The sequence below is a fragment of the Cohnella kolymensis genome (assembly GCF_000829465.1).
Taxonomy (GTDB): domain Bacteria; phylum Bacillota; class Bacilli; order Paenibacillales; family Paenibacillaceae; genus Cohnella; species Cohnella kolymensis.
This window is the reverse complement of record NZ_JXAL01000016.1, coordinates 290641-303294: the sequence shown is the minus strand read 5'-3', so window position 1 is coordinate 303294 and position 12654 is coordinate 290641. Positions and strand designations below refer to the sequence as shown.

The 12654-nt window shown below is 51.6% G+C and carries 19 protein-coding genes; 5 read left to right on the top strand and 14 right to left on the bottom strand.

Annotated features, from left to right (window positions below; translation table 11 throughout):
- Positions 1 to 97 precede the first annotated feature (97 nt).
- Genes SD71_RS11575 through SD71_RS23985 form a run of 3 tightly spaced genes read left to right on the top strand, consistent with a single transcriptional unit; the run spans position 98 to position 823 of the window.
- The gene (locus tag SD71_RS11575) at positions 98 to 427 is read left to right on the top strand and encodes a hypothetical protein (RefSeq protein WP_041062877.1); all 330 of its coding nucleotides are present in this window, start codon (positions 98 to 100) and stop codon (positions 425 to 427) included.
- A gap of 56 nt (positions 428 to 483) precedes the next feature.
- A complete protein-coding gene (locus SD71_RS23990) occupies positions 484 to 660 on the top strand; it encodes a hypothetical protein (RefSeq protein ID WP_161793381.1) in 177 nt (58 codons plus the stop codon).
- Positions 661 to 673: 13 nt separating this feature from the next.
- A complete protein-coding gene (locus SD71_RS23985) occupies positions 674 to 823 on the top strand; it encodes a hypothetical protein (RefSeq protein WP_161793380.1) in 150 nt (49 codons plus the stop codon).
- Between the two features lie 72 nt (positions 824 to 895).
- On the opposite strand, the gene SD71_RS11570 is transcribed toward SD71_RS23985, so the two are convergent.
- The 4 genes from SD71_RS11570 to SD71_RS11555 form a co-directional block, all read right to left on the bottom strand.
- Entirely contained in the window at positions 896 to 1081 is a 186-nt protein-coding gene (locus tag SD71_RS11570; protein WP_041062874.1) for a hypothetical protein, read from the bottom strand.
- An 86-nt stretch (positions 1082 to 1167) separates the two neighbouring features.
- A complete protein-coding gene (locus SD71_RS11565; protein WP_052476179.1) occupies positions 1168 to 1767 on the bottom strand; it encodes a hypothetical protein in 600 nt (199 codons plus the stop codon).
- Between the two features lie 126 nt (positions 1768 to 1893).
- Positions 1894 to 2862 (bottom strand): aldolase catalytic domain-containing protein, encoded by a 969-nt coding sequence (locus tag SD71_RS11560; RefSeq protein ID WP_041063228.1) that lies wholly within the window; start codon positions 2860 to 2862, stop codon positions 1894 to 1896.
- 80 nt (positions 2863 to 2942) lie between these two features.
- The gene (locus SD71_RS11555; RefSeq protein WP_041063225.1) at positions 2943 to 3218 is read right to left on the bottom strand and encodes a HesB/YadR/YfhF family protein; all 276 of its coding nucleotides are present in this window, start codon (positions 3216 to 3218) and stop codon (positions 2943 to 2945) included.
- A 258-nt stretch (positions 3219 to 3476) separates the two neighbouring features.
- Between SD71_RS11555 and SD71_RS11550 the strand changes: the two genes are divergently transcribed.
- On the top strand, positions 3477 to 4076 hold the full coding sequence (locus SD71_RS11550; RefSeq protein ID WP_052476178.1) for a chromate transporter: 600 nt from the start codon (positions 3477 to 3479) through the stop codon (positions 4074 to 4076).
- On the top strand, positions 4063 to 4587 hold the full coding sequence (locus SD71_RS11545) for a chromate transporter (RefSeq protein WP_052476177.1): 525 nt from the start codon (positions 4063 to 4065) through the stop codon (positions 4585 to 4587). The genes SD71_RS11550 and SD71_RS11545 overlap by 14 nt, the downstream gene beginning before the upstream one ends.
- Here SD71_RS11545 and SD71_RS11540 read toward each other — a convergent pair.
- The 10 genes from SD71_RS11540 to SD71_RS25570 all read right to left on the bottom strand — a co-directional run bounded on the left by SD71_RS11540 (position 4577) and on the right by SD71_RS25570 (position 12652).
- On the bottom strand, positions 4577 to 5059 hold the full coding sequence (locus SD71_RS11540) for a rhodanese-like domain-containing protein (RefSeq protein WP_041062871.1): 483 nt from the start codon (positions 5057 to 5059) through the stop codon (positions 4577 to 4579). The genes SD71_RS11545 and SD71_RS11540 overlap by 11 nt on opposite strands.
- Before the next feature lie 118 nt (positions 5060 to 5177).
- Complete coding sequence (locus SD71_RS11535) at positions 5178 to 6434, bottom strand: MFS transporter (RefSeq protein WP_041062870.1); 1257 nt, start codon at positions 6432 to 6434, stop codon at positions 5178 to 5180.
- A 33-nt stretch (positions 6435 to 6467) separates the two neighbouring features.
- Positions 6468 to 6692 carry a ketol-acid reductoisomerase gene (locus tag SD71_RS11530; RefSeq protein WP_041062867.1) on the bottom strand — a complete coding sequence of 75 codons (225 nt, stop codon included), beginning with the start codon at positions 6690 to 6692 and terminating at the stop codon, positions 6468 to 6470.
- Between the two features lie 73 nt (positions 6693 to 6765).
- Positions 6766 to 7449 (bottom strand): class II aldolase/adducin family protein, encoded by a 684-nt coding sequence (locus SD71_RS11525; RefSeq protein ID WP_041062864.1) that lies wholly within the window; start codon positions 7447 to 7449, stop codon positions 6766 to 6768.
- Between the two features lie 27 nt (positions 7450 to 7476).
- Positions 7477 to 8991, bottom strand: coding sequence for an ethanolamine ammonia-lyase reactivating factor EutA (locus tag SD71_RS11520; RefSeq protein ID WP_052476176.1), 1515 nt, complete (start codon positions 8989 to 8991; stop codon positions 7477 to 7479).
- Between the two features lie 75 nt (positions 8992 to 9066).
- On the bottom strand, positions 9067 to 10185 hold the full coding sequence (locus SD71_RS11515; RefSeq protein WP_041062861.1) for a cupin domain-containing protein: 1119 nt from the start codon (positions 10183 to 10185) through the stop codon (positions 9067 to 9069).
- Positions 10186 to 10269: 84 nt separating this feature from the next.
- Positions 10270 to 10995: an ABC transporter substrate-binding protein gene (locus tag SD71_RS11510; protein ID WP_200889590.1), complete on the bottom strand. Its 726-nt coding sequence runs from the start codon at positions 10993 to 10995 to the stop codon at positions 10270 to 10272.
- Between the two features lie 155 nt (positions 10996 to 11150).
- Positions 11151 to 11420: a hypothetical protein gene (locus SD71_RS24440; protein WP_041062858.1), complete on the bottom strand. Its 270-nt coding sequence runs from the start codon at positions 11418 to 11420 to the stop codon at positions 11151 to 11153.
- Positions 11421 to 11507: 87 nt separating this feature from the next.
- On the bottom strand, positions 11508 to 12422 hold the full coding sequence (locus SD71_RS25575) for an ABC transporter ATP-binding protein (protein ID WP_268747737.1): 915 nt from the start codon (positions 12420 to 12422) through the stop codon (positions 11508 to 11510).
- Positions 12356 to 12652, bottom strand: a complete 297-nt coding sequence (locus SD71_RS25570) for an ATP-binding cassette domain-containing protein (RefSeq protein WP_268747736.1) — start codon at positions 12650 to 12652, stop codon at positions 12356 to 12358. Before SD71_RS25570 ends, SD71_RS25575 begins: the two co-directional genes overlap by 67 nt.
- Positions 12653 to 12654: the final 2 nt, after the last annotated feature.

The window sequence follows — 12654 nt, the reverse complement described above, 5'->3', positions numbered from 1 at the left end:
CCTACTGCAATGGGATGCTCTGTTCAACCGCCGGTTTGCAACAGATCGCTCTATAAAGTTAAAATCGGAATATCAGCTGGGAGAGTGGGTGCACTAAATGGAAACATACGACTTGGCGGATCTCACAATCTCCCAAGGAGCGCAAACTCGGGCTTTGAATTTTTCACGCGCTAAATTGATGGTTGTATCCGAGTACGGGACGAGACTATGGTACATAGACATTGAGGGGGTGCGCGACGACCGGCTGCTTGAGCATTTTGCCGCTTCCGAGGATATCGGAGTCGATGTCAGGACTACTACGATCGGCGGACGCAAGTTGCAGGGCAGAGGATTTTTTCACCCCAATCCGCAGCACAGCGCTGCAGCCATTAGGGGCGATGGGCATCTCGAGGGCTATAGCCAATCAACACCGAGTGAGATCGGATAATGGGTTTTATGCAGGGTACACTACAGGCAGGCTGAAACAAAAGAGGAGGAATTTACGTGGCTGAGACTGAGAATACGGTAACCGGCGGCCCATCCGGCGACTATGACACCCGAACGGAAGGGCCATCCAAGCCGGGGATCCCGGACGATCAACGCCAAAAAATAGAACCTAGCGATCCGACAACCGCCGCATACGATAAACATCGTGACGGGCCTGTCAGCCCAAGGTGTTGAGGAGATTCCGGACATGAACAGCGCAGAGGGCGGCAATCAATCGCTGAAGGAATCCTATCCCGTAGCCAAACTGTCAGATGGCGAAGAACAAAAGATCCGCGAGCTTGAATCGGAGCTCGACGTCGTTTTGGTCGCTTATGAGGATAAGCAAGACGGCAATTGAACGCGATAGCATGATAAACAAAAAACCCGGGTCCGCCTGTGAATGAAAAAAACAGGGCTCCCGGGTTCAGTTTTAGTCGACGTCAAAATATCGCAGTACGTAAGCGACAGGCTCTTTAACCGTATACGTACCGGCTGCCGTTGCTACATGGGTAACCGGTTCGCCGAGGTCGCTGTCAGACGCTTCGAACACGGCTGCGATGGCAGATCGCTTGATGTGCATTTCCGTACCGTTCGTTCCCGTCAGTCTGATCATCATGTTCTCCCTCTCGAAGTTTGTTTAGAATTAGCCCCTGCTAGGCTAATGAATTCGATGAGCGCGAACGATAATCCTTCTCTGCGAAATTAAAAGTAATAATCGACTGCAACCCTTCCGACCAAATAGCGCAGCATCGCCTCAAGCTCCAACTGCTGAAGCTGTTCCAGAATATGACGGGCGGTGTCGTCGGAGGACCGGGTTTCCTGGATTTCAATCACGTTCGTAAAAAGATACGGGTTCCAGCTCCCTTGCCCGATCATGGCAGCCAATGCTTCTCCAACCGCGCCGGCCGGCAATCGCTGCTGTCGAAGCTGGGCCTGCACCCGAATTTGCAGGCTGTGATATGCCGGATGATCACCGGTACGGCGAACCCAATATCTTGCATTGTCATAATCGCCTTCCCGGCGGTGAATGATTCCATGCACAGCGGAACCTGTCTGGGTATCAAGATGTTCTATCAGCGAATGTGCAGCCTCGAGGCTGTCATTCCAGAGATGAAGCGCCGCCTTCCACGCCGGTGCGGATAGCTCGCCATCGGGCCGCCCCGCAGCCAAATCCGCTTCCGGCAAAGCCGCAATCTCGGCATCCAATCCCGGATGCCAAATATGGGCGGGGCTTAGCGGAGGTAAATTTTTGCGGCTTTCCAGCCGTGCAATCAAAGGAACGCTTTGAGTTTCAAACGTCAAACCTTTACCTCCTTGTTACCATCATTTGACATCACAATAGCCCAAGCCGCGACATTTGTCGAGCCTCCATTGTAAAAAAGCGACAAAAAAGGACTCTCCTGTGTGGAGAGCCCTTACCGTTGATCATCACTTACCGTGAAAAACTTCCGGCGTCGTCATTTTATCGTAGAAATCCATGAATTTGTCGCGGTTGGCGGAAGCCCGCCACCCCATGGCCGAGCGAGGATGCTCATCCAAAGCGCCGGTGACCATGTCTGGAATGAGGTACCCCCACTCTTCCTTCTCCCGCAGCTTGATCATATGCTTCTCGATCATGCCGAGGATCGGCCGCAAGTTATAATCAGGCTTGGTCAGCTTCGCCAGCAAAAGCTCGGTGGGTGTGTTCCCCGCTGCGCGTCCCATACCGTACACGGAAGCATCGAGCAGCTCGACGCCCATCTGGGCTGCCGTCAGCGTATTGGCGAAAGCAAGCTGCAAGTTGTTGTGAGTATGCACACCCAGACGTTTGTTGTTAAGATTGCGCCGGAACTTCTCGACCAGATAGCGCATGTCATCGGGATCGAGACTGCCATAGGAGTCGACGATATAGACGAAATCCACCGGGCTCTCGTCAATCATCGCCAATGATTCATTGAGCTCGTTGTCCATAACGTTCGACAGAGCCATAATGTTGATCGTTGTCTCATATCCCCGGTCATGGAACAGGCTCACCAATTCGAGCGCTTTTTCGGTATCCCGGGCATAGCAGGCAACGCGGATCAAATCCAGCATCGACTCGCTGCGCGGTAAAATATCAGCCTCATCAACCCGGCCCACATCAACGAGCGCCGACAATTTGGTTTTCTTCTTTTCCCCGATCACCTTCCGCAGGAAATCGTCGTTCAGAAATCGCCATGGACCTTCGCTGCCCTCGCTCTTGAGCAGCTTGGGGGAATTTTTATAGCCGACCTCCATGTACTCGACCCCGGATTCATTCAGCGACTCGTACAAATCCTGCACGAACTCGATACTGAAATCCCAGTTGTTGACGAGGCCTCCGTCGCGTACGGTACAGTCGACAATTTTACAATGGTTCGTTTTGCTATGTATAGTCATCATGGTGCGGAATCTCCTTTTCCATAAGCAGATACGTAATAATTCTATCTAGTTTACATCAAACACGATAACTTGACCACCTAAGACAATTGAAACACGATATCCTCGCCTTCAGAATCGATCTTCAGGCTTTTGCCTTCGAGGAACCAAGTATCTTTCCGTTCCATGTAGAACGTCACTGCTTCAGCTACAGTAGTCACCGCTGCGTCAAGGGGAGTATCTCTCGTGATTCCGAACGCAAAAGGAAGCTCTCCTCCGCTCACGTACCGCACAAACACCCGTATGATTTCACCGTCACCGAAACCCCATTCCTTTTTAAAACATGACAGAGCGGAAGGCGTAACGATCAATTCCACTTCCATAACCTCCTGGACAGTTCGGATGTATTCAGCATAACAGAAAAGGTGCCGCCAGCTACACCCGCTGACGGCACCTTCTGCTCTTTCATTTTATTCCGTATAGAAGCTTTCATCCACAAGTTTTTCTAACGCCAAATCCTCTTTGATGCCGTCCTGTTCCGGCATATGGAAAGAGTGACGAACAACAATCGGCGGACATGGTAAAATGACCCCATTCATAACCACCATCATTCATAACCGGAGGCGGTTGCTCTTATGATATCCGATGAAACCCGGACTGCTGCAAACAGCTCCAGCCTGCTCTCCGTCCTGTCGACCTTTTTTGTGCTCGGAGCCACAACCTTTGGAGGAATGTGGGGCTCTACGCAGCAGCTTGAACAGGTCCTCGTACACCAAAAATGTTGGGTAACCGAGCAGGAGCTGGAAGCGATGCTCGTCACCGCCACAATCGTTCCGGCGCCCCGATTCATCGCTTTTGCCGCGTTAATCGGCTATAAGCTGAAGCAGTGGCCCGGCAGTCTAGCGGCTAGCCTTTCATTAATCGCGCCTGGCGCAATTATGCTGATGGCGGCCGTGTTTTTGGTCAACCCTTCGCTTCTTCATGGCAAGCTGGATCCGCTGCAGCATACGGTCTCCATCGCCATTGCCGGCATTTTATTCGGCAATGCCACGACACACTTCCGCAAAGCCAAAAGAAACAATAGCCGTACGGCCGCCGCGGCGGTTCTAACGATCGCTGTGGCTGCTTCGATCATCGCCGGGGTGCCCTTGCTTGCTGCAGCCGCAGTCGGATTTATTGCAGGTTATTTTGTGCTGAGAAATGGCAAGAAAGAGGCAGAGCATGAGTCCGGTTGAGCTTTGGGAGATTTTTTGGGTTAATTTGATCGGATGCTTGTTCTCCGTCGGAGGCGGGAACGGCTCGATCGCTGTCATTCAAGATGAATGGGTCGATTCCGGCCAATTGGCACCCTCTTTGTTCGCCTGGTCGCTCGCCATTAGCTATTTGACGCCCGGTCCCAAGGTTGCCTTCGTCGCAGGCGTCGGTTATTACGTTGGCGGCGGCTGGGGTGCGCTGGCCGCGTTGCTGGGCATTACAATCCCCACATGCGTCGGTGCCGCGGTTCTCACACACGGCATGAAACGCGTCAAACCGATCATTGCGAAAATCCAAGTATCCGCCGGTTTTGTGATTGCCGGGATGATCGCGGCTGCGGGATGGGCGATCGCCATTCCGCTCAAATTAAACGGGTTCGAAGTTGCCTCAGCCGCAGCGGTTGCAGCCGCTGTCGGATGGAGAAACGTCGAACCCATATGGATTATCCTTGCCGCTTTGGCCATAGGTGCCGTTCAAGCGTTTATTCTTTAATAATCCAAGGCGTATCACCGATTTCATCCTCAATATATTCGCAGAGGCCGTATATTCCGGTTTGGATGACATGCACATGGCTGAATTCACTTTCGATCAGATACTCGGCGGCGAAGCTGGAGCGTATGCCTTGTGAACAAATAATGTAATAGATTTGGGAAGGGTTAAGAGAATCAATATGCTCCGGCATATGTCTTAGAGGAATGTTGATGCTTCCGAGCAGCCTTACCTTTTTGAATTCCCACTCATCCCGCACATCGATGATTTGTCCTTCAAGCTGCGACGATTGATAGACTTCAATAAATCTCTTCGGGTAAATATCATATTCGTGTCCGTACTCGTCTCCATGGTCATGATGATGGTCATGGCCATGTTCGTGATCGTGGTCGTGGTCGTGCTCATGGTCGTGCTCGTGATCATGGCGATGATGATGGCCCCGATGTTGATGAGAGTGTTGCTGTTGATGACCCATCATAAGTCTCCTTTATACCGGTTATCTACTACCTACTATCAAACTATCAAAAACACTTGGTGCAATACACAGCTTGTGCCGCTATACGGAATCGTGCCCCAACGATATTCAACTTTTATTAACCGGTTGCTGACGGGGAGGCGTCCGTTTTGTGTGACGGTGAGTTCGGCATAAAGAAAATGAGTAGATTCGCCAGTATAATCGTCGCCGCGACAAAGTAAAATGTTGAGAACAAACCGAAACGATCGGCAATAAGTCCGGCGGCCGTCGGTGCCAGCGAGCTGAACAAGGCTTGCACACCGAATAGAAAGCCGACGCTTGTTCCGGCCATTTTCTTCGGAGTAGACTCCATCAGCCACGCCTGCATGACGGGACGAATGGCATAGAGAAAAAATCCGAGCACCGCAATAAATACGACAAATATTTTGGACTGGGGAAACGCCGCCATGACAACCAGGATCGCGGCGGTCATCACCATGCTGGCCGTTATGATGTTCTTCCTGCCAAGGCGATCCGAGAGCGATCCGGAAATCGGCGCAGCGATCAAGCCCGCCGCTTGCAGGACGAATAAAGCGACACCCAACATCGCTTCGGTAAAATCAAGCTCATAAAACAAATATAACGGTAAAAACGTATTTAAGGCGTTTTGCGTCATCGATCGAAAGCCGGAGCTTGTCGAGATAATAAGCAAGCTTCGGTTTTTCAGTAAAGCCCCTAAACCGGCCCGGTACTCTTTAAAGCTCATCCCATCCTTGTCTTTGGCCGGAGTCGTGTCCTTTTTATCTTTCTTGCTTACATATAAATTCCTTAAGAAATATAGGATGGCGAACGCCATGAAGACACCGGGCACGACGTTAAAAACAACGACCTGCCTCCAATCGAGTACGGTAAGAATAGATCCGATCGCAAGCGGCGCCAATGCGTCACCGATGTTGGCTCCCATGCCATGTATGGATAGTACGAATCCTTTACGTTCCGGATAATTATGCGACAATGTCGGAATGGCCGTCGGATGCCACAGGTTATTTCCGATTCCGACCAAAGCCACGCAAATCAACAAAAACCAATAGTTTTGCGTAAGACTCATCAAGACATAAGGAAACCCGACCCAAAATAACGACGTCGCCATGAGCAGCGATTTCCGACCGACCATATCCACAAGCATGCCGCCGGGGATGTTCGAGATGGAGCTTGCAATATATTGGAAAGAGATGATAAACCCGATCTGCGTATACGTCAGTCCCAGCTCTTTGCCGATGATCGGCAACAGCAAATAAAATGTAGCAGGATACCAATGGGTTAAACCGTGCCCGACCGTAATCAACCAAACTTCTTTCAACGATCGCTTCGGCCTGGCATCTATCGATTGCTCCATATACTTATCCCCTTATTGACGAGTGCCGTCTATTCAATACCAGACTTGAATGACATCCGCCTGATCTACGGCCAGCAGCAAGTTACTCACGTGAAAACCATCCTTCTCCGCAGCCGCCCAGAATGGATCCCCTTCTCTCAAGCCGACGAGAACTTGAATACCTCTGCTGCGCAGTCTGCGCGCCTGATCCTGTCCGTCTTCGTTATATCCGAGAATAGCCACAACTTTGTGGCTCAAATAATCGTTGGTCTGTGTCATGTTAATACGATCTCCTTTCCCGGTTTCTTTCTAAGATAGTTCATAAACCGGAGTTGCGGAGGGGGTCGTTCTCTCATATGGAACGCTTGAGCTTTGCATATTCATAGTCCCATACTTTTCTAAGTAAATTCGGTTTCCAAAGATTGTTGGCCATCGTGTTTCGTTCCTCTGCAGTCAAAGGCGTCACTTTACCGAGCTGCGTTGCCAGATACTGTCTCTCGGCATTATCCTCCAAGTAACAGGTAAGAGCAAACGTCTCGATGATCCCTTCCGCTGCTATGACTGCACCATGGGAACGCAGCAGCACAATACGGTGGGCGCCGAGCGTTTGGGCAACCCGCTGCCCCATCTCAGGCGTATTGACGGAAAGTGATGTAGGAAAGTATTGAATGTCTGCCAGAGTGGATGCTTGATTGATGACCGGCTCCAGCGGAACACCCGCCATGGTGAATAACGTGGACCACTTCGGGTGGGGATGTGCGATGGATCCGACATCTTCTCTCTTCTTGTAAATTTCCGTATGCAGATGGCATTCCATCGGCGGAGCCGAAGTGCCCTCCACCAGTCGGCCGTCCAGATCAATTTTCACAATGTCGTTCATGGTTAACGCGCTTCTTACCGATGAGCCGGAATTGATCCAGATATGATCCGAATCGGGAACGCGTACGCTGAAATGCCCGTTGCAGTCGAATATTCCGGCCTGTTCCAACATTAGAATCGCATCCGCCAGCTGCTGCTTCAACAGTTCAGCGTTCATCCTGCACCACCTCTGCAGTGTCGTTGTTTACATACGGAAAAGCAATGATTTGACCGTTACCGGAACCGTCATGGAAGGCTCCAATTGCTGCCCGATATCGATAAAATCGAAATCCTGAAGCATGATGCCGTCAATCGATACGATCGGATTCGTAAGTTTTAACTCTTCTTTGATCAAACTGCCCACCGTATAAGCCAGATCGCCGTCGAATACGACGAACACGGATCGACCGGCGGCAATCGTTGCCGTAAGTCCGCCGACGATGCCTTCAGCCAGCGCACGAACTCTGCCATACTCAGGCGCTCCGATCCATCGGAATGCGAGCGCGATATCCGTTTCGCCATTTTTAATATCGAATGCTTGTAAGTGCGAGCGTATCGATTCGGACAATTTGCCCGGCTCGATCATGCCGTCCAGCGCAACTTCAGGCTTCAATACTTGCACGTTCTTTTTGGGCAGTATGGAATGATCGGAAATATAGTTCGTATTGCCGCTCATCTGCACGGTGTACTCGGAGGCACCGACCACTGTCGCACGCATGCACTCCCCGGCAGGCAGCACTTCCCAAGGAAAGCGCGATTCGTCGAACAGCTTATGGAAAGCCTCACCCAGATAACGCCCCAGGTCGCCGAAATCCTTTTCCTCACGCTCGTAAATGAATTCCCCTACGCCGCCCGAGAACATAACGCCGGTTAATTCCCCGAGTTCCTGAAGCTCCGGCGTCAAGTAGAGCGACGAGCATCGATCGGGCAAGGGTCGCTGAACGATGCAGTCAACAATGGCTTGCGCCATCCAATCGGCCATTGTCTGCATTTGAGCGGGGGTTATGCGATCTCCCACTGCAAGCGGATGCCCAACCTGCTCGGCAATAAACGCTCCGCCCGGGTCCAGACGGACAACCACTCCTTCTTCATCCGCAACGACCAGACGTCCGCCGATATAGACAGCAGCCGTCTGTACGACTTTGCCGTTCTGCACGACAGCGAGCTTGGTAGTACCTCCACCGATATCGATATTCAGAATTCGTTCCTTGCGATCAAAAGATCTTCTTGCCGCGCCGGAACCGAAGGCAGCCAGCTGGGCTTCCATGTTATGTCCTGCTGTGGCGCATACGAAATCACCTACTTTGTCGGCCAACGCATCCCCGATGGCATGCGCGTTCTCGCGGCGAATCGCTTCCCCGGTCAAGATGACCGCACCCGTATGAATGTCCTCCGGCCGCATACCCGCGTGCCGGTAAGCATGATCTACGATGTCGGCAATCTTGTCATGGTCGATGAGGCTGTTCTCCAAGTACGGTGTGAACGATACCGGCGAACGGTAGGTGGAGCCTCTTTTGACGACGATATATCTACTGGATAAATCCTCTCCTTTGCGTGCCAAATGCAGCTTGGAGAAGATCAGCTGGGTTCCGGCCGAGCCGATATCAATTCCTACCGTGTTTAGTTCAATATGATCTGAAATCCATAACATGTTATTGTCAAGATCGTGATCCTCGTCTTCGTGTACATGGCCGAAGTCACCGTCATGATAGTAACGCATATCTACAACTCCTTCATGTTGAAACAACGCCGAATAGCCGCGTATGGCGGACATTCGGCGTTGTGGTAATTTTGCTTAATAGGGCTTCGGCGGTAAATCCGCCAATTCCGACTCGTACGCTTTGTCCATTTGCGGGTCAAGGCCGATCTTGGCCAACTCTTCTTTAAACATGTCGCGAATGTAAGGGAGTTCATCGGCGTAATCGATCTGGTCGCCGCCGACACGTTGACTGATCCATGCCTTCGGAACACCTTGTTCGTTACGGATGGACGTGCCTTCGTATTTTAATGCCAAATAACGGGCCGGTGCGTTGCCGGTATTGAAATGCTGGTGATACCAGAGGTTGGGCGGCACGATCATGCTGCCTTCCTCCCAGTCGTAACGATGCATGTTGTCAGGATCCAACCCCATCAAGCTGTATCCGCTGCCGCTCAAGATAATAACGTGGGCGCCGGGTCCGTGACGGTGGCACTTTTTGTACGTAGCGACCGGGAATTGCGAAATGTGGCTGTTCATTGAGCCTTTTGCCATATTAAAGCGGATATGGCCGCCGCCCGCACCGCGCTCTTTGGCTGTGATCAGAGGGATGTTTATGGAGTCCGCCACGAAGTTCGTTTCAAGCAGCAGTCCTTTTTGAACACCCTCGTTGTTGAAATAATCCGGCTCCCCGTTGAAGCGGTTCTTAAAGTCGTAAGCCGTGTTAAAAATAAAATTATCGTCGTCATACAAGTTAATGACGATCGGAGAGTTCGTTACCGCCAGAAATCTCGCAGGCTGTTGACCCGATCCGTTGAAGTGCTGGTGCCAGGTGTTAAGAGGTATTGCGAACAAGGCGCCGGCCTGCCATTCGAACGTAATCCGCTTTCCTTCATCGTTCCATACAGTGGTGGAACCTTTGCCATCCAGTACATAGACCATTTCCTCATAAAGCTGGCGCTGCGGCTCCAATTTACCGCCGTTCGGTATCTCGCATACATAGCAGTCGTTGGAGTGGCGGGAAGCCTCGTGATTAATGTAAACTCCGGATCCGCCTCGGCGGGCCCAGGTCTTCAATTCCACCGTGTGCAGGTTCTGAATGTAATGAGCGCTGATAATATCGAGCCCTTCATTTTTCACCCATCGTGAATAGGCGGATTCCTTTTCCGTCGCGAACTTTTTGGCTAAATCGTCTGAAACCTTTGCATCTAAAGCCATTACAAGCCCTCCTTTATACGAATTGTCCGGGTTAATGGGGACAAAACTTCGTGATGGAGCTTTGTCCCGCATTTGTACCGGCTATTACTTTTTCACAATGATTTCATTCCACAGGCCTTCCCACTTGTCGAACTCATCCAACACAATCCCGGCGTCGACGAAACGGAGCTTCATATCGTTTAGCGGGGTGTCGACCTTGGTGCTTGTCGGAACGAAGTCGATTTCTGCCAGGAACGGTTGAACATCATGAATCATGAAATCATAGAACAACACAGCAGCTGCGGGATTTTTCGGCTGTTTGGATACACCGACGCCGTTAGCGCGGGCAATCGCAGGCTCAATCGCATACCAATCGAGCGGAGCGCCGTCTTTTTTGAACTGTTCTGCCTTGTAGTTGTACACCGTCAACGCAAAGGGCACTTCGCCTGAAGCGACCAATTCAGTGAGAAGCGTATGACCTTTACGGAGAGAAACACCGTTCGTGCTCACCAGATCACGGAACAACTTGGTTCCCTTTTCTTCTCCAAGCTCTTTAATAACACCCGCAAACCAATCGATGTCTTCCGCTTCCACCGCCAGAGCCCCTTTAAACTTCGGATCCAGCAGTCCTTCCCATGTCGTCGGCAAATCCTCTTTTTTGAATTTTTTGGTGTTAAACGCCTGTACGAAGATGTTGAGCCGCGTGGCCGTCCAACCGCCGTGCGGGGTGATCGCTTCAGGGATCAAGTCGGCCAAATACGGAGACTTGACCGGCGTTAGCAGCTTCTCGCGCTGAAGTGCCTCCAATTCCGGACCATTCGTTTCCACCACATCGAAGTCAAAAACGTCCGGCCTGCGCCTCCGTTACGATTCGTTGGAGCACATTTTCCGATCCGGCGCGCCAAATCTCCACCTTGATGCCGTACAAGTCTTCAAACTTTGCCGCTACTTTCTCCATATCTTCTAATGCCATCGAAGTGTAAAGGCTAAGCTTGCCTTCTTTTTTTCGCCGCTTCTATTAATTTCTCTTGGCGATCCGCGCCTTCATAAGCCGCTAATCCCGCGATGTCGGCCGGGAATGCTCCCGCCGCCGGCGTTCCGCTTTCACTCGGCTTATCGGATGCTGCCGGAGATTGGGCTGCTGCCGCTGACGGTTTCGTCGATTCGCCTTTTCCGCAAGCCGCCACGAAGGACAGCATCAGAATAACAGCGATACACAAGGATACGATACGCCTGGTTGTCATTGCTTTTTGCATCTTATGAATCCCCTTTCCTCTAATTAATGCAAATACAAAATCAGGTGCAGAAACAGCGATGCAAAACAGACGTTGACACCTCCTTCGTCAAGAAACGGCTTGGGGCGGTGCCGCAACGGGCTCAATGGCCGGCGGCTTCCCATCCGCTAATGCGATGCATTTCTCCGGATCCATTGCCAAGTAGACTTGAGAGCCGACCGGATATCTTAAAGACGGATGGATCCGGGCCTGCAGCAGGGTTTCTCCCACTTTCAGCTGCGTATCCGAATATTCACCCAGGAACATTCGCGTATCAATCACTGCTTCGGCAACATTTCCATCGACAGGGCGTTCATGTGAAATATGGATATTTTCCGGCCGGATCGAAATGACGGCTTTGGTTCCCGGATGGAGCGCTTGGGCTGAATAAGCTTTGATGCGCCCGATTGGGGTTAGAACAAGATAATACCCGTCCCCGGCTGCATTCTCGACAGTTCCTTCCAAGAAGTTGGTCGACCCGATGAAATCCGCAACGAACTGGTCAGCCGGTTTTTCGTAGATATCTCGAGGTGAACCGACCTGGACAATTCGGCCTGCGTTCATGACGGCAATCTGATTCGAAAGAGCCAATGCTTCACTTTGATCATGGGTGACGTACACGGATGTAATTCCCAGCTCTCGCTGCAGTCTCTTGAGCTCAAACCGCATCCGCTCACGAAGCTTGGCATCCAGGTTACTTAACGGCTCGTCCAGGAGGAGCAGCTTGGGTTCCATGACCAGCGCCCTGGCCAGAGCAAGACGCTGCTGCTGCCCGCCGCTCAGCTTGGTCGCTTCTCTCGTTTCGTAACCGTCAAGCGCGACGACGTGAAGCGCCCGGAGAACTTTCTCTTCGATCTGTTTCTTGGAATATTTCTTCTTGCCGACCTCGAGCGGGAACGCCGTATTTTTGAATACGTTCATATGAGGCAGATGGCGTACGATTGAAATACCATGCCGATGTCCCTGCGATTCGGCTGCACGAATACTTTCTGTTCCGACGAATACATAACCTTTCCGTCTACTGTGATCTCGCCGCCTGAAGGGCGTTCCAATCCGGCAATCGACCGGAGCGTTGTCGTTTTGCCGCAGCCGCTTGGACCGAGCAGCGTGAACAGTTTGCCTTCCGGAATTTCGAAAGTGATATCTTGAGCCGCTTTCACCGATTCGCCTTGATCGTTCGGATATTCTTTGTACAAAGCCCGCACATTCAGCACCC

What these genes read in the sequence shown, in the direction of transcription:
- SD71_RS11540 (WP_041062871.1), bottom strand. Translation starts at nt 5,059, where the DNA reads ATGGGTCATCAACAGCAACACTCTCATCAACATCGGGGCCATCATCAT.
- SD71_RS24440 (WP_041062858.1), bottom strand. Translation starts at nt 11,420, where the DNA reads ATGCAAAAAGCAATGACAACCAGGCGTATCGTATCCTTGTGTATCGCT.
- SD71_RS11575 (WP_041062877.1), top strand. Translation starts at nt 98, where the DNA reads ATGGAAACATACGACTTGGCGGATCTCACAATCTCCCAAGGAGCGCAA.
- SD71_RS11560 (WP_041063228.1), bottom strand. Translation starts at nt 2,862, where the DNA reads ATGACTATACATAGCAAAACGAACCATTGTAAAATTGTCGACTGTACC.
- SD71_RS11550 (WP_052476178.1), top strand. Translation starts at nt 3,477, where the DNA reads ATGATATCCGATGAAACCCGGACTGCTGCAAACAGCTCCAGCCTGCTC.
- SD71_RS11520 (WP_052476176.1), bottom strand. Translation starts at nt 8,991, where the DNA reads ATGCGTTACTATCATGACGGTGACTTCGGCCATGTACACGAAGACGAG.
- SD71_RS23985 (WP_161793380.1), top strand. Translation starts at nt 674, where the DNA reads ATGAACAGCGCAGAGGGCGGCAATCAATCGCTGAAGGAATCCTATCCC.
- SD71_RS11515 (WP_041062861.1), bottom strand. Translation starts at nt 10,185, where the DNA reads ATGGCTTTAGATGCAAAGGTTTCAGACGATTTAGCCAAAAAGTTCGCG.
- SD71_RS11570 (WP_041062874.1), bottom strand. Translation starts at nt 1,081, where the DNA reads ATGATGATCAGACTGACGGGAACGAACGGTACGGAAATGCACATCAAG.
- SD71_RS11535 (WP_041062870.1), bottom strand. Translation starts at nt 6,434, where the DNA reads ATGGAGCAATCGATAGATGCCAGGCCGAAGCGATCGTTGAAAGAAGTT.
- SD71_RS11530 (WP_041062867.1), bottom strand. Translation starts at nt 6,692, where the DNA reads ATGACACAGACCAACGATTATTTGAGCCACAAAGTTGTGGCTATTCTC.
- SD71_RS11545 (WP_052476177.1), top strand. Translation starts at nt 4,063, where the DNA reads ATGAGTCCGGTTGAGCTTTGGGAGATTTTTTGGGTTAATTTGATCGGA.
- SD71_RS11525 (WP_041062864.1), bottom strand. Translation starts at nt 7,449, where the DNA reads ATGAACGCTGAACTGTTGAAGCAGCAGCTGGCGGATGCGATTCTAATG.